At 73.2% G+C, this 15,873-nt stretch carries 12 protein-coding genes; 4 read left to right on the top strand and 8 right to left on the bottom strand.

What is annotated here, in order from left to right; all coding sequences use genetic code 11:
• Positions 1-271 precede the first annotated feature (271 nt).
• The 4 genes from KY49_RS05710 to KY49_RS05695 are packed head-to-tail and all read left to right on the top strand — an operon-like array spanning position 272 to position 3,492.
• Positions 272-532 carry a XapX domain-containing protein gene (locus KY49_RS05710; RefSeq protein WP_042583725.1) on the top strand — a complete coding sequence of 87 codons (261 nt, stop codon included), beginning with the start codon at positions 272-274 and terminating at the stop codon, positions 530-532.
• A gap of 25 nt (positions 533-557) precedes the next feature.
• Positions 558-2,138 (top strand): cation:proton antiporter, encoded by a 1,581-nt coding sequence (locus KY49_RS05705; RefSeq protein WP_042583724.1) that lies wholly within the window; start codon positions 558-560, stop codon positions 2,136-2,138.
• 45 nt (positions 2,139-2,183) lie between these two features.
• Positions 2,184-2,576 (top strand): OsmC family protein, encoded by a 393-nt coding sequence (locus tag KY49_RS05700; protein WP_042583723.1) that lies wholly within the window; start codon positions 2,184-2,186, stop codon positions 2,574-2,576.
• Positions 2,577-2,607: 31 nt separating this feature from the next.
• Positions 2,608-3,492: a pirin family protein gene (locus KY49_RS05695; RefSeq protein WP_042583722.1), complete on the top strand. Its 885-nt coding sequence runs from the start codon at positions 2,608-2,610 to the stop codon at positions 3,490-3,492.
• A gap of 85 nt (positions 3,493-3,577) precedes the next feature.
• On the opposite strand, the gene KY49_RS05690 is transcribed toward KY49_RS05695, so the two are convergent.
• The 8 genes from KY49_RS05690 to bcsZ are packed head-to-tail and all read right to left on the bottom strand — an operon-like array spanning position 3,578 to position 15,872.
• A complete protein-coding gene (locus KY49_RS05690) occupies positions 3,578-3,781 on the bottom strand; it encodes a hypothetical protein (protein ID WP_042583721.1) in 204 nt (67 codons plus the stop codon).
• On the bottom strand, positions 3,763-5,325 hold the full coding sequence (gene bcsG / locus KY49_RS05685) for a cellulose biosynthesis protein BcsG (RefSeq protein WP_042583720.1): 1,563 nt from the start codon (positions 5,323-5,325) through the stop codon (positions 3,763-3,765). The genes KY49_RS05690 and bcsG overlap by 19 nt, the downstream gene beginning before the upstream one ends.
• A gap of 25 nt (positions 5,326-5,350) precedes the next feature.
• On the bottom strand, positions 5,351-7,894 hold the full coding sequence (gene bcsA, locus KY49_RS05680; protein WP_042583719.1) for a UDP-forming cellulose synthase catalytic subunit: 2,544 nt from the start codon (positions 7,892-7,894) through the stop codon (positions 5,351-5,353).
• On the bottom strand, positions 7,891-8,670 hold the full coding sequence (gene bcsQ / locus KY49_RS05675) for a cellulose biosynthesis protein BcsQ (protein WP_042583718.1): 780 nt from the start codon (positions 8,668-8,670) through the stop codon (positions 7,891-7,893). The genes bcsA and bcsQ overlap by 4 nt, the downstream gene beginning before the upstream one ends.
• Entirely contained in the window at positions 8,667-8,888 is a 222-nt protein-coding gene (locus KY49_RS05670; protein WP_042583717.1) for a hypothetical protein, read from the bottom strand. Before KY49_RS05670 ends, bcsQ begins: the two co-directional genes overlap by 4 nt.
• Complete coding sequence (gene bcsE / locus KY49_RS05665) at positions 8,885-10,813, bottom strand: cellulose biosynthesis protein BcsE (RefSeq protein ID WP_042583716.1); 1,929 nt, start codon at positions 10,811-10,813, stop codon at positions 8,885-8,887. The genes KY49_RS05670 and bcsE overlap by 4 nt, the downstream gene beginning before the upstream one ends.
• A gap of 20 nt (positions 10,814-10,833) precedes the next feature.
• Positions 10,834-14,670 carry a cellulose synthase subunit BcsC-related outer membrane protein gene (locus KY49_RS05660; RefSeq protein ID WP_042583715.1) on the bottom strand — a complete coding sequence of 1,279 codons (3,837 nt, stop codon included), beginning with the start codon at positions 14,668-14,670 and terminating at the stop codon, positions 10,834-10,836.
• Entirely contained in the window at positions 14,655-15,872 is a 1,218-nt protein-coding gene (gene bcsZ / locus KY49_RS05655; protein WP_042583714.1) for a cellulose synthase complex periplasmic endoglucanase BcsZ, read from the bottom strand. Before bcsZ ends, KY49_RS05660 begins: the two co-directional genes overlap by 16 nt.
• Between the last annotated feature and the right edge of the window lies 1 nt (position 15,873).

Here is a 15,873-nt window from a genome sequence, read left to right as displayed (position 1 = left end):
GAGTCGTCCTGTGAACGGGAAAGGGAGCCCCTGCCTCGACCGCGAAAACGGGAGGCGCCGGGTGTGCGTTGCACCGGATCGTTGTTGTCCGGCTTCGAGCATTTAATCAACAAACGCGCGGCGCGAACACCCAAGAAACGGAATCGATGAAATTCCGGAATCGGCGTCCGTTCGAGGCATTCCACCCTTTTGCTCTGCATGCAAACCCGCTACGCTTTCAGGACTCTGACGGCGCCCCTCGGCGTCGGTCGACCATCACGAGACGCTCACCATGAAACCGTATGTCCTGTCGCTGCTCGCCGGCATCCTCGCCGGCGTCATCTACGGCGCGCTCGGCGTGAATTCGCCTGCGCCGCCGATCATTGCGCTCACCGGCCTGCTCGGGATGCTGGCCGGCGAACAGATCCTGCCCGTCGCGCGCCGGATGCTCGCGGGCCACCGACTGAATACCGCGTGGCGCGACGCGCAGTGCAGCCAGCACATGTTCGGCGCGCTGCCCGGCGGCACCGGGAACGACCGCAAGCCGTCGTGATGCATTCCGTCGCCGCCGGCCGCGCATGACCAACGTCGAGCTGTTTCATTACCTGCTGCTGTTGATCTGCGGCGCGGGCGCACTCACGTGGCTCGCCGAACGGATCTCGATTCCGCCGGCCGTCGTGCTGCTGCTCGGCGGCTGCATGGTGGCGATCGCGGGCAAGCGCGTGCCCGACATGGATCCGGCGCTGTTGCTCGCGGCCGTGCTGCCGCCGCTGCTGATGTCGAGCGGATTCTATACGGCGTGGAAGGAATTCCGGCACGAACTCGCGTCGATTGCTTCGCTCGCGCTCGGCGCGGTCGCGTTCACGACCGTCGCGGTCGCGCTCGCCGTGCATGCGGTCGACTCGGCGTTGCCGTGGGCCGCATGCTTCACGCTCGGCGCGATCGTGTCGCCGCCCGACGCGGTCGCCGCGAAGGCGATCCTGCAGCGCTATCCGCTGCCCGCGCGGCTCGTCGCGGTGCTCGAAGGCGAAAGCCTCGTCAACGATGCGTCGGGCCTGCTGCTATATCAGATGGCCGTATCGGCCGCGCTCGCCGTGACGCTCACGACCGCGGGCGCGACGGGCCTGTTCTTCTCGCTCACGCTGATCGGCATCGCGGTCGGCCTCACGTGCGGCCATGCAATGTGCCTGGTTCTGCCGCGCCTGCGCGACCCGATGCTCGGCATCGTCGTGACCTTCGCGATGGCGTGGGGCAGCTACGGGATCGCGGAGGCCGTCGGCGGCTCGGGCGTGCTGTCCGTCGTGACCTGCGGCCTCGTGCTCGGCGTGCGCCAGCATCGCGTGTTCGACGCCGACCTGCGGATCAAGGCGAAGGCGACCTGGGAAGCGATCGTGTTCATGCTCGATGCGCTCGTGTTCATCCTGATCGGCCTCGCGCTGCACGCGATCCTCGCGCGCGTGAACCACGAAGGCGCGGTGCTGCTGGGCGGTCTGCGCGTTGCGCTGCCGGCGACCGCCGCCGCGATCGCCGCGCGCGTCGTGTGGGTGTTCGCCGCGATGTGGCTGCCGGCGCGCGTGCGCGCGAAACGCACCGGTCGCGCACCATGGTCGTGGCGCGAAGCCATCGTGCTCGGCTGGTCCGGCATGCGTGGCGTCGTGAGCCTCGCGGCCGCGATCGCACTGCCGAGCGGTTTCCCCGGCCGCGACCTGATCCTGTTCAGCACGTTCCTGCTGATCATCGCGACGCTGGTCGTGCAGGGCGGCACGCTCGCGCCGCTGATCCGCGCGTTGAAGTTGCGCCCGGCCGCGCGGCACACAATGTCCGAGCACGCGGTGCGCGCATACGCGTTCGGCGCGGCGCTCGCCGAACTCGACGCGCTCGAGCAGCGCGGGTCGAATCTCGAACGCCCTTCGCTCGACCGCCTGCTCGCCGAATACCGCAACCGCGTCACGTTCAACGAACGCGCACACCGGCAAGGCGCCGAACCGGCCGACATGCGCGCACGGATGCTGCGCGTCGAGCTCGAGCTCGTCGGCGTGTCGCGCCAGGCCCTGCTCGACCTGCATCGCGACGGCGAGGTCGATGACACGGTGCTGCACCGGATCGAATCGGAGCTCGATTTCGAGGAACTGCGGCTGCAGCGGCTGCTCGAACCCTAACGCACGGCCACACCGCCGCCCCCCTTTTTTTCCTATGGAACTGCAATGAGCGAACTGTCCGTCGAAGCGAGCATCGGCTCGGTCGATTACCTCGTCCACTTCAGCGATGGCGTCCACCAGTGGCGCGCCGACGAACCGGCGTCGCTCGGCGGCGGCGATGCGGCGCCGACGCCCGTCGCGCTGCTGCTGTCGAGCCTCGGCGCCTGCACCGCGATCACGCTGAAGATGTACGCGCAACGCAAGGGCTGGCCGCTCGCCGAAGTGCACGTGAAGCTCGCGCACGAATCGGGCAGCGCGGGCAGCACGATCGTGCGCCGCATCACGTTCGAAGGCGACCTGTCCGGCGAGCAGCGCGAGCGCCTGCTGCAGATCGCGAACGCGTGCCCGGTGCACAAGATTCTCACGCAACCGATCACGATCGACACCGCGATCGCCTGACGCTTGCCGCATCCGCTACGAGACTCCCACCATGTCCGCATCGATCAAGACCCTGCTCACGCCGCGCGAAAGCGACATCGGCAACCTCGTCGTGCGCCGCGTGCTGCCCGCGCGCGCCGCGCGCCTCGTCGGCCCGTTCATCTTCTTCGACGAGATGGGCCCGGCTGTCCTGCCGGCCGGCCGCGGCATCGACGTGCCGCCGCATCCGCACATCGGGCTCGCGACCGTCACCTACCTGTTCGATGGCTCGCTGATGCATCACGACAGCCTCGGCTTCCGGCAGAAGATCGTGCCGGGAGACGTGAACTGGATGACGGCCGGCCGCGGCATCGTGCATTCGGAGCGTTCGCCTGACGAGGACCGGCCGCGTGAACAGCCGGTGCACGGGATCCAGACCTGGGTCGCGCTGCCGCTCGAGCACGAGGACGTTGCGCCCGCGTTCGTCCATCATCCGGCCGACACGCTGCCGTCGTTCACGCGCGACGGCGCGAGCGTGCGCGTGATCGCGGGCACCGCGTTCGGGGTCAAGTCGCCGGTCGCCGTATTCTCGCCGACGCTCTATGCGGTTGCGGAATTCGCGTCCGGCGGGCGGCTCGAGCTCGATGCGGAGCACGACGAACGCGGCGTGTATCTCGTCGACGGCGACCTGAGCATCGACGGCACGCCGCTCGCCCCCGCGACGATGGCCGTGCTCGAACCGGGCGCGACCGTGGCGCTCGCCAGCGCGCGCGGCGCGCGCGTGATGCTGCTCGGCGGCGCGCATCTGCCGGGCGATCGGTTCGTCGAATGGAATTTCGTGTCGAGCGCGCGCGCGAAAATCGACGCGGCCCGCGACGCGTGGGCCGCGCAGACCTTCGGCAAGGTGCCGGGCGAAGAGAACGAATGGACGCGTCAGCCGGAGCGCCGCGCGCAGTGATGCGCCGCCGTCACGAACCGCCGCGGTAACGCCGCCTGCGGCTCCGGCGCGGGCTGGTCGACCGACCCCTTCCCGGCGCGCGGCATCATTGCCCCACCTCTCGCAACCCCATCAGCTTCGCGAGCGCCGGCCACCGGTCGAGCGCGTCGAGATACGCGCGGCGCGCCTGCTCGTCGACGTAGCGATCCGGATCGAGCGCCGGCAGGTGGCGCGCGAGCCCGATCACGTCGTTGGGCTGCGACAGGCGCGCGTCGTCGCAGTCGGGTGCGGTCACTTTTCGTCGATCCATACGCCATCCGGAGTCTTGACCGCGTAGCCCGCGGCCGTCTGCATCGTCACGGTGCCCTCGTTCTCGCCGATCATCCGCGTGCGCGGCAGGTCGGCCGCGTATTGCGCGAGCGTCGCGCCCGGCTTGAACGGGCTGTTCGACACGAGGTTCGACAGCAGCTGCGCGAGCGCGAGGAAGCTCGACGGCTGGTCGATCACGGTCGTCGTGCCGTGGTTGCCCGGGAAGCCGACGAGCCGCACGCCGACCGGCACGTGCACGATGCGCGGCGTCGGGATCTCGCGCAGGCCGGCCACCTGGTTCCTGTCGCCGCGCAGCGCCGCGCCGTGCTCCGGCACGAACACGATCACCGCGCGCCGGCCCGACGACGCGATCAGGTCGGCGAGCCGGTCGAAGTCGTTCATCAGCTTCGTCGCGCGCTGCGGATACGAGTCGATGCTGGTCAGCGAACTGCCGACCACGCGGTTGCCGTCGTGCATGCTGATCGTGTTGTAGTACAGCGCGACCGGCCCCGGCACCGACGCGCGCTGCGCGTACCAGGTTGCGAGCGTCGCATAGTCGTCCTTGATCGCCGAGCCGTCGAACGCGTGCATCGCGACCGGCGCGGCCGCGTTCGACACCAGCGGCGCGCCGGGCACGCCGAGATTGTCGTGGATCAGCTCCAGGAAGTTGTCGAAGTGGCCGTCGTGGTTCAGCAGCGACTGCGCGGTGTAGCCGGCGCGCGCGAGCTGCGCGAACAGCTGGCACTGCCGCGGCGCGGGCTTGTACAGGTCCGCATGCGCCTCCTGCCCGCAGCTCGCGCGCAGCACGCGGATCGCCGCTGGCCCGCTGTAGCTCGCGGCCGAGCTGAAGTTCGTGAACAGGTAGTCGAAGCGGCTCAGCATCGGATGGTTGCGCACCTTCGCCGCGTCGAGGTCGTCCCACGCGAGCGAGCACACGTGCAGCACGATCACGTCGAACTGCGTCGCCGGATCGTTGCCGAGATGGCCGAACGCGACCTGCCGCTGCGACTCCTGCGCGCGGAACGCGGCGAGCGCCGCGTTGTGGTCCTCCGGCTGGCCGGCGCGCGCCGCGCCGGCCGACGACGCCTGCGCTTGCGCCTGCGCGTTCGACGCGATGCGCGCGACGAGCCCGTTGCCCGCCTGCCACAGCGGCAGCGCGACGAGCGCGATCAGCACGAAGGTCGCGACGCGCAGCCAGCGGTTGGCGACGAAGTATGCGACGAGCACGCCGGCCACGACGATCAGCAGCATCGGCGGCAGCAGGCGCGGCAGGAGCTCCATCCAGTATTCGAGCCGGAACGTGCTCACTTCGCGCAGCGCGTCGGCGAGCCGCGCGAGCGGCGGCGCGTGCGCTTCGCGCGCGAGGAGCGGCACCGCGATCGCGAGCGCCACGAGCTGCCGCACGATGCGCCAGACGCGCCGCCGGATCGGCGCGCTCGCCGCGAGCGCCAGCGCGAACGCGAGGTTCGCGAGCCACAGCGGCTGCAGGCGGTCCGTCGCGTACAGCGCGAATTTCAGGATGAAATACAGGTTCCAGAACGTCATCGAGACAACTCCATCGTGGGCGGCGTCAATCGCGCGCCCGGTCGAGCGCCAGCATCGCCTGCGCGCTGCGCGACACGCCCTTCAACAGGCGCACGTAACCGTCGACGCCCACTCTCAGCACTTCCCTCAGCCCGCGCAGCGGCGTGTCGGGCCGCTCGCCCTGGTGCCAGTCGAGCCACGCGTCCGCGCGGCCGAACGTGCACTGCACGAGCTGCCGCTCCTGCTCGAGCGTCAGCGCGTCGAAGCTCACGCCGACGTGCGCCGGCGTGACGCGGCACACGCGCACCGGGAACGTGAACGGCCGGTCGCCGCGCGTCACGCACACGGTCAGCGTGTCGCCCGTCGCGAGCGTCAGGCCCGGCACCGCCTCGAGCCCGAGGCCGCCCGCCGAATAGTCGCTGGTGAAGCACGCGGCCGTCGTGCCGTCGGCGAGCAGGAGCGTCGCCGGCACGCGCATCGCGATCCGGTGCGTGACCCGCACCTGCTTCGCCTCGCGCGCGACCGCGAGCGCCGCGCCGAGCATCGCGAGGTTGTAGACGGTCCAGCCCATCGTGATCAGGATCGTCGACGCCTCGTCGCCCTGATCCACGATCAGGCGCGACAGGCCGGCGAGAATCGCGATCACGTTCACCGCGAACAGCACGAGGTACGGCTTCGACGTCGACCAGTCGACGTAGCCCTCCTCGATCTTGCCGCCCTTGTCGGTCACGTTGAACTTGCCGTGCTTCGGGCTCAGGAACGCGACGGTCGTCGGCAGCGCGATGTACCACGCGAGCACCGATTCGTAGACCTCCGCCCAGAACGAATGGCGGAAGCGCCCCTGCATCCGCGAGTTCGCGATGTTCGCGAGCACGAGGTACGGCACGACGTAGCTCGCGAGCGCGACCGCCGACGCGTTGATGAAGTACAGGTGGAAGAACAGGTACGCGAGCGGCATCGTCAGGAAGATCAGCCGCGGAATGCCGTAGAAGAAGTGCAGCATCGCGTTGCCGTAGCAGATCCGCTGCACGAAGCCGAGCCCGCGCCCGAGGAACGGGTTGTCGATGCGGAAGATCTGCGCCATCCCGCGCGCCCAGCGCGTGCGCTGCTTCACGTGGCCGGCGAGGCTCTCGGTCGCGAGGCCCGCCGCCTGCACGGTCGGCAGGTACGCCGACGTGTAGCCGAGGCGGTGCAGCTTGAGCGCGGTGTGCGCGTCCTCGGTCACGGTCTCGACCGCGACGCCGCCGATCTCCTCGAGCGCGCTGCGCTTCAGGATCGCGCACGAGCCGCAGAAGAAGGTCGCGTTCCACAGGTCGTTGCCGGACTGCACGAGCCCGTAGAAGAGCGTGCCCTCGTTCGGCACCTGGCGGAACGTGCCGAGGTTGCGCTCGAACGGATCGGGCGAGAAGAAATGATGCGGCGTCTGCACCAGCGCGCACTTCGGGTCGCGCAGGAACACGCCCATCGTCGTCTGCAGGAACGAGCGGGTCGGCACGTGATCGCAGTCGAAGATCGCGACGTACTCGCCGTGCGTCTTCGGCAGCGCGCGGTTGATGTTGCCGGCCTTCGCGTGGCGGTTGTCGTCGCGCGTCAGGTAGCCGACGCCGGCCTCGCGCGCGAACGCCTCGAACTCGGGCCGCTTGCCGTCGTCGAGCAGGTAGACGCGCAGCTTCGCGCTCGGCCAGTCGATGCTCTGCGCGGCGAACACGGTCGGCTTCACGACCGACAGCGGCTCGTTGTAGGTCGGGATGTACACGTCGACCGTCGGCCACGCGTGCGGATCGTCGGGCAGCGGCACGACCGGCCGGTCGAGCGGCCACGCGGTCTGGATGAAGCCGAGCAGCAGGATCAGCCACGTATAGGCTTCCGCCGCGAACAGCAGGTAGCCCGCCCACGCCTCCAGCGGGCTGCGGAAATCGAGCGTCTGGGTCGCGCGCCACCACACGTAGCGCACCATCGCGAGCAGCGCCAGCGACGCGAGCGCGAGCGTCGGCATGTGGCCCGGCAGGCGGCGCAGGCCGAGCGCGAGCACGGCGACGATCAGGAAGAACGCGAACTGCGCGCCGGGCATCAGCGGCGACATGCCGGCCGCCGCCCACAGCAGCGCGCCGGCCGCGAGCAGCAGCGGCGCGAGCCAGCGGCGCCGGCCGACCCGCTGCGCGCGCGCGTCGATCCAGCCGCCCCAGCGGTCCCACGGCAGGCGCGCGACGAGCGCGCCGACGCTCCGCCCGATCGCGCGGACGAACACGTACACGGGGACGACGGTCTTGTCGAACCATGCGAGCGGATCGCGCGCCGTGCGGCTGCCGGCCGCGCGCGGCGCTCGCACGAACGCGCGCCACAGCCACTCGCGCGGGCTGAGCGGCTGCAGCACGCCCCAGTCGGCGGCCAGCCGCAGGAACGCCGCGCGCGCGCGGCGGCCCACGGGATCGGGCCGACCGGGCCGCGGCGCGTGGAAGAACAGCCGCACGACCCAGTCGAGCAGCGTGCGCTCGGCGGGCAGCCCGATGCCGCGCGCGAGCCAGTCGAGCGCGCGGCGGCCGAACGCACGCGCGGCGGCGTATGCAGCGGCTAATGCGGCGGGTTTCATCGCCGGCCCCCGGTCCGCCCCGTCACGGCGGCGCCGAGCCACGCGTCGACCCAGTTCGCGACGCCGTGCAGGTCGTGCGACACCTGCGAATACGGCGCATCGTCGAAGATCCAGCTGCCGCGCGCGAACGATTCGGGCACGGCGGCGTCGAGATGGATGCGCTGGTCGAGGATCGCCGCCGGGCCCGCCGCCTCGCGCAGCATCGCGAGCGCGTCGCGCTGCATGTCGCGGGCCGGATTCAGCCGGTTCACGACGATCCGCAGCGCGCCGCCGCCCGCCCTCAGCGCGTCGAGGCGCGCGGCGACGGTCGCGCACGCGGCGGGCTCGGGCGGCACGACGACGAGCGTCAGGTCCGCGCCGCGAATCGCGTGCTCGGCGTGCAGCGACGGGCAGCGCGCCGCGTCGACGAGCGCGACGCCGTCATCCGGCAGCGCGATGTCGCTGAGCGCGCGCGACAGCCACTGCGGATCGGCGGCGAGCCGCGCGTCGCACGCGGCCGCCTGCGCCGCATCGACGTGCCCGTACGGAACGAACAGCACGCCGTCGGCGCTGCGCCACGTATGCGCATGCCACGGCTCGGGGTCGCCGAGCAGGCTCTGCGCGAGACCCGCGCCGGACAGCGTGTCGAGGCCAAGGTGCGCGCCGAGCAGGTTCTGCGGATCGAACTCGACGGCGACCACCGGCCGGCCGCGGCGCGCGAGCAGCACGGCCAGCGCGGCGGTGAGCGTCGTGCGGCCCGCGCCGCCGGCTGTCGACGTGACGGCGATCGTCTTCATCGCGCCTCCTCGCGGCCGGCGGCGGCGACGTCGGCGGCCCCGGGCAAGAGCCGGCCGCGCAGCGCGACCGGCACGATCTCGCACGGCACCACGTCGTGCGGGTCGATCCGGCGCGGCGCGCGGAAGCCGCGGCCGAGGCCCAGGTGCCGCGCGATTATCCAGACCGGCACCGCGATCGCGATGCCGACGACGAAACCGATGACGATGTCGGCAATCATGAGGCCTCCGGCTTGCGCAGCGGCATCGCGCTGCGGGTGGCGCCGCGCGCGCGCGCGGCAACGACAGGGTGCGGACCGGGCGCGACCGGCGCGGCGGACGGCGGCGGCGCGACGGCCGGGTCGTCCGGCGGCGGTGCGGCAACGGCGGACTGTGCCGGCGCGTCGCCGGCGGCATCGATTGCCTGCGTCGGCGTCACCGTATCCGCCCCCGCGCCGCCCGCCGGATGCGCGGCCGCGAACAGGTCGCTGTAGTCGGCGATCGGCGCGCGCCGGTTCTCCGCCTTCAGCGCGTTCAGCTCCGCGTCGATGCTGCCGTGCGCGAGGCGCACGACCCGGTCGGACAGCGTGTCGACCGGCACGTCGAAGATCCGCTTGAGCGCTTCGTCCGCGTCGGCCGGCTCGCACGCGAACAGGAACACGTACAGGTGCTCCGCGTCGGCCGTCACCACGTCGCCCGTGCGGCGCGGCAGGCAGTGCCGCAGCGCGTCGACGTGCGCGACGCCGGGCAGCAGCGTCATCTTCACGAGCGTGTGCGACAGCGCGAGCACCGCGCCGCGATCGAGCACCGCGCGGGTCCGCAGGCAGAACGCGCCGACCGGCAGGTAGCCGAGCACCGTGTCGCCGAGCGCCGCGGCGAGCGCCGCGCGGTAATCGGCCGCGACCGGGCGCGCCTGCAGCTGGCCGTGCAGCGAGCGCACCGCGGCCTGCAGCCGCGAGAACGGCAGGTCGCGCCCGATCACGCTGTTCGCGCCGAGGCTCAGCACCAGCATCTCGAACTGATGGCGCAGCACCTCGCCGCGCTCGACGATCGCGATCTTCAGCGCGCCGCCGCACTGCCGCCGCAGCGTGTGCACGTCCGCGCACAGCGCCTCGAGCTGCGTGCGGGTGCGGAACGCGAGCACGGCGGTGGCCGCCTGCGCCTTCGCGCACGCGGCCACCACCGCGGCGTTGTCGTCGACGATCTCCCAGTCCTTCGGCACCCAGTTCTCGCCGTCGACCACCGTGCGGCTCACGACCACCCGGTCCTCGTCGCTCGCGAGCTTCATCTGGCGCGGCTGCACGAGCGCATCGGCATCGAAGATCGCGGACAGCCGGCCGCTCGGCGCGAAGCGCAGCGGCCGCACCTCGCCCGCGGCGAGCGTGTCGCCCGCGCGCCAGAAATCGACGACCCACAGCAGCTCGCCGTGGGTGCGCTGCAGCTGCGCGACGCCCGCGCAGACGCTATGGAACGCGCTGCGCCGGGTGCGGCGCGCATCGCGCACGAGCGGCAGGTCGTCGGCGCCCGCGTCGTCCGCGCCCGCGTGGCCGGCGTCGGGATTCATCAGCAGCACGACCGCGATCCGGTGCATCCGGCACCAGTCGGCGAACGCGCGCCCCTCTTCCGCCAGCGCGACGGGATCGTTCCAGCTGAACCAGCGCTCCGCGCCCTCGACGAAATACAGCGAGCGGGCGTGAAAACCGAAGCGCTTCATCGCGCGGAACCCGCCCGTCAGGCGCGCGAACGGGCCCGGCGCGGCGTGCGCGGCGTCCGGCTGCGTGTCGGCGGCGGCCGGCGGCATCGCGAGCACGTTCAGGTTGCGCGGCCAGCCGGGCGCGAGCCCGGCGCCCGCGAAGCCCCGCTCGCCCAGTTGCGCGGCGACGCTCGCGTGGTCGCGCGCGAGCACGACCGTCACGTCGCGGGTGCGCGCCTGGCGCGCGCTTTCCCACACGAGCGCGTCGCATGCGGGCGTGCGCGCGGCCGCATAGACCGCATACAGGCCGCCCGCCTCGAGCTGCGTCCATTCGTCCGGCAGGCCGTCGATCGCGAGCCGGCTCAACGTGGACACGCGGCCGTCGGCCGGCCCCATGCGCAGCAGCGCGCGCAGGCGAGCGAACGCGCCGGCGGCGCCGAGCGCGGGACGAGTGGCTTCGAAGTCGGTGTTCACGCTAATGCATCCTTTTCACGCTAGAAATCCGAATAGAGCCGCACCGGCGTCGGCGTGACGAGGCCGGTGCGCGGCGCGCGCGCGTCGAACGCGTAGCGCAGGTACACCATCGCCGAACTCGGCGCGTAGTCGTGCGAACGGTCGATCTTCAACTGCGCGCCGACGCTCAGGTGCGGATTCATCCGGTACTCGACGAGGCCGTTCACGCCGTACGAGAACGACACGCCGCGCGTCGAGCTGCCGCCGTATGCCTGCCCGGCGTAATCCGCCGCGGGCCGCAGGCCGGCGACGTTCGGCACGCCGATCGGGAAATACGGCGAATCGCGCTCGTAGCTGTTCGAGATCCCGCCCGTCACGGTCAGGTCCCACGACAGCGCGTCCCGCCGCCCTTCCCACTCGACCGGCACGCCGAGCGACAGGTAGCGCTGCGGGCTGTAGTAGCCGCCCTGGCCGTACGTGTAGTAGCGCAGGTTCTGCGCGTAATGCCACGCGCTGCCGACGAGGCCGGTGCTCACGCGCATCGTCGCGCGCTCGTACACGGGCATCGTGAAGCCGGTGCGCAGCGTGACCCCCGTGTTGCGCTCGATGTTGCGGCCGGTCAGCACGCCCGCGCCGAATTCCGCGAACAGGTTCGCGCGGCCGACGTCGAGCGCCGCGCGCAAGTCCACGCCGTCGCGGCGCACGCCGCCCCACACCGCGCCGGTCCACGGGTCGCGCATGCCCGCATACGACAGCACGCTGCTCGTCTGCGGCCGCCGCGACGCGTTCATCGTGAAGCTCGCGGGCCCGGCGTCGAACCGGTAGCGCACGCCGCCGACCACGTAGTGCACCGGGAAGCCGAGCGGCGACGTGCCGACGTCGAAGCGCCACGCATCCGACCGGTAGCCCGCGCCAAGCGCGACGCCCGTCGCCGACTGATGCAGCGAGCCGGGCGGATTCGCGCCCGGCGAGCTCAGCGCCGGGTGCAGGCCGAACGTCTTGACCGCATACGCATCCGGATTGCTCGTATCGAGCGTGCCGGCGTCGAGATGCACGGTGTCGACCTGCAGGAACGCGTGCCCGTCGTAGCGGACCGGCATCTGCACGTAGATCGGCACCTGCTGCGCGCGGTACGCGGACACGCCCTGGTCGCCCGACTTGTACGCGGGCAGCCAGCCGATCTCGAGTTCGGGGTCACGGCGCTGCTCCAGATCGGCAAACGCGGCCTGCGCGGGCGTGCGGCCGTCGCGGCGCGGGCTCACGCCGCTCGCGCGCTCCTGCGACTGCGACAGCCGGTACAGCGACGCCGCGTCGTCGTAGCGCCCCTGCGCCTCGGCCACCCGCCCCGCCGCGACCGTCACGTCCGCGCGCGCCGGATAGGCCGCCTGCAGCCGGCCGGTGACGTCCGCCGCGTCGTCCGCGCGGCGCAGCGCGGTGAGGCGGCGCACCGCCGACAGCTGCGTGTCGACGTCGTCGGCGCTGGCGCGCGCGAGCACCGCCTGCACGCGCGCCAGCGCGCCGGCGCGGTCGCCGCTGTCCTCGTCGATCCGCGCGAGCGCGAGCTGCGCATCGGCGTCGTCCGGCGTGCGCGCGACGACCGGCGCGAGCGCGACGCGCGCCGCGTCGTAACGGCCCTGCGCGCGCTCGAGGTCGGCCGCTTCGAGCGCGTAGCGCGGGTCCGCCTTGGCCGCCGGGCTCGCGCGGTCGAGCAGCCGGCGCGCCGCGGCGTAGTCCTGTTGCGCGATCGCGTCGTCGGCTCGGCGCAAGATCAGCCGCAGCGACTGGTCTTCGAGGCGCGCGGTCTGCGCGGCCGTCAGCGACGGCTCGCGGCGGATCGCGTCGAGCCACGCGGCCAGTTCGCCGTCGCGGCCCGCGCCGCCGAGCAGGTCGCCGTAGCGCAGCCGCACGTCGGCGTCGCGCGGATGCGCGGCGATCCAGTCGCGCAACGGCGCGAGGCCGCGTTCGGGCTCGCCCGCGTCGATCCATTGCGCGCCGATGGCGGCCAGCATGTCGGGATCGTCCGGCGCGAACGCCTGCGCGTGCGCGAGCGCCGCCGCGCACGCCGCCCTGTCGCCGCGCACCAGCGCGCCGCGCGCGTCGCCGAGCGCGCTTTCCGCGTCCAGCTTGCGGGCGAGCGCGCGCATGCCGTCCGAGCGCCGCGCGTCGCCAACGGGCGCGAGCGCGGCCTGCGCGCCCGCGACGTCGTCGATCGAATTGCGGTACAGCGCCGTCGCGTAATGCATCTCCGGCTCATCGGATTGCGCGAGCCCTTCGTCCATCACGGTGCGGCCGAGCTGCGGCAGCCCCATGTCGCGATACAGGCGCGCGAGCGCGAAGCGGGTCCACGGCGCGTCGGGCGCCGCGCGCACCGCCGCTTCGTAGCGCTGCGCGGCCGGCCCGCGCGCGCCCTTGTCCGCGAGCGCGCGCGCCTGCTGCGCGAGCAGGTCGGCGCGCAGGCCGTCGAGCGCGCGCCGGTCGTCGCGGCCCGCGACCCGGCCTTGCAGCGCGTCGAGCAGCGGGCCGACCTGATCCGCGCGGCCGGTGTTCTCGTACAGCGTGGCCGTGCTGCGCACCGCCGACGCGCTCGGCGCGCGCGCCGCCAGCAAACCGCGCAGCAACGGCTCCGCGCGCGCCCAGTCGCGCTGCGCGAGCAGCGCGTCGGCGAGCTGCAGCGTCGCGTCCGGGCTGTCCGGCTGCATCGCGAGCGCGGCGCGCGCCGCGCGTTCCGCATCCTGCGGCCGGCCCGCCGCCGCGGCCGCGCGGCCCTGCGCGAGCGTGCCCCAGAAGCGCGCGGTCCGCGCGAGGCTGTCCCATTTGCCGCGCTGGTCGGGCGCGAGCGCCGCGGCGCGCGCGAACAGCGCGCGCGCGTCGTCGTGCCGGCCCTGCCGCAGGCGCAGCAGCCCGAGCCCGCCGACCGCGTCCGCGTCGCCGGCCCGCACGCGCACGGCCTGCGTCAGCAGCGGCTCGGCCACGGCGAGATCGCCGCGCGCGAGCGCCTGCAGGCCGCGCTGCTGCGCGATGTAGTTCGGGTCGCGTTCGAGGCGCAGCTGCGCGTCGCGCTGCCGCTCCAGCCCCGCGACCTTGTCGCGGAATTCGGTGTCGTCCGGCACGAGCGCGAGGTACGCGCGCATCGCGTCGAGGTAGGCCGGGTCCGCATCGGCCGACTGCAGCACGCGCCGCCACACCGCCATCGCTTCCGCATGATCGGCGTCGGTGCGCCGCACGAGCGCCCACGCGAGCCGGTTCGCTTCCGCGCGCGTCTCGCCGCGCTGGTTCAGCAGTTTCGCGAGCCCGAGCGCCGCGTCGACGTCGTCCGGATCGGCCGCGACCGCGCGGCGCAGCGCCGCGATCGCCGCGTCCCGGCCGCCCGGCCCGTTCGCGACGATCTGGTAGTACTCGGCGCCGAGCGCGCCCGACGGCGCGCCGTTCGGGAACAGCGCGACGATCCGCCGGGCGGCCTCGTCCGCGCGGCCGCTGCGCGCGAGCAGGCGGATCTGCGCCATCTCCTCGCGCCCGCTCGTCGCGGCCCGGTATTCGTCGTCGGCGCGCCGCGTCGCGGACGCGCCGCCCGCCTGCGCCTTCAGGCGCGCCAGCGCCGCCTGCGCGCCCCGCGCATCGCCCAGGCGCAGCAGCACGCGCACCTGCTCGGCGAGCAGCGCCGGATCGCCGGGCGCGATCAGCAGCCCCTTGCGGATCGCGTCGCGCGCGAGATCGTCGCGGTGCTTGACGCCCCACATGCGCGCGGTCGCCAGCAGCCGCCGCGCGTCGGCGGTGTCCGACGCGGCCGGCGCAGGCGCGGCCACCGCCGCGCAGACCGACGACGCGAGCCACGCGAGCCCGGCCACGTGCGGCGCGGCGCGCTTCAGCGGGCGGCGCATCGGCGATCCCCCCAGCGCACGTCCAGCGTGCCGTCCGCGGCGAAACGGTAGCGCGCGTCGCGCCAGCCGAGGCCGAACAGCGTCAGCACGCTCGTGTAGTAGCCCGGCGGCGAGCGTCGCGCGAGCGTGTCGACGCGTGCCGCCTGCGCGTCCGCGAGCGCATGCTGGCCGCGCGCGTCCAGGAACGGGACCGCCGCCGCCGAGAAGCCGCCGTTGCCGTCGTTCGGCCCGGCGGCGCCGGTCGTCGTGTCGACCTTCTCCGGCGGCGCGCCGTGCGCGGCGATGTGCTCGGCGAACGGCGCGAAGCGCGCGAGCAGCGGCGCGGCGAGCGGATCGGCCGAATCGAGCATGCCGGCCCACAGATACACGCGGATCGCGTTGTACGCGCTCTGCGCGTGCGTGGCCGGATCGGGCGCGAAGCCCGAGCCCGTGCGGAACAGCGCCCAGTCCGGCGCGAAGCCCTTCGGCGCGGTGTCGAGCAGCACCCGCCCCGTGCTGGCCGCGAGCGCGGCCCAGCGGCGGTCGTCCGGCAGCCGTGCGCCGAGGCCGCGGATCACCTGCGGCGGCGAATAGCTCGGGTTGACCCGCCACAGGTCGTTCGCGAGCCGAAAGCCGGCCGGCCCCGGCAGCAGCGTGAGCCCGAGCCCCGGCACGGCGGCCGTTTCGTCGTCGAGCACGCGCTTCGCGAGCAGCGCGCCGCGCGCGGTGTAGCTGCGCTCACGCCACAGGCGGCCCGCCTCGACGAGCGCATAGGCGATCCACAGATCGGCGTCCGACGCGGCGTTCGCGTCGAGCACGCGCCACGCGCCGTCGGCCGCGTGCCCCCACAGCCACGCGGGCAGGTGCGCGCTCAGGTCGCCCTGCGCGAGGTTGTTCTCGGTCCACGCGAGCATCCTGTCGAACGCGGGCCGGTCGTTCGCGACCAGCGCGAAGAACAGCCCGTATCCCTGCCCTTCCGACACCGTGCGCGCATCGTCCGAGCCGACGTCGATCACGCGGCCGTCGGCCGACACGAAATCACGCTTGAACGCTTCCCAGCGCGGCCACGCGGCCGCGCATGCGCCATCGGCCGCGCCGGCTGCCTCCTTGCCCGCGGCCGGCGCGCTCGCGGCCATGCCGGCCGTCGAAACCGCCAGCGCCAGCGCCGCGCCGGCGCGCCACGCCGTCCGGCTCGCCCGCCGCCTTGCCGTTGCCTGCGCCATC

The sequence above is a fragment of the Burkholderia sp. MSHR3999 genome (assembly GCF_000833595.1).
In the GTDB taxonomy this organism is placed as follows: domain Bacteria; phylum Pseudomonadota; class Gammaproteobacteria; order Burkholderiales; family Burkholderiaceae; genus Burkholderia; species Burkholderia ubonensis.
The sequence above is the reverse complement of the archived record's forward strand: the minus strand, read 5'-3'. Positions and strand labels throughout refer to the sequence as shown.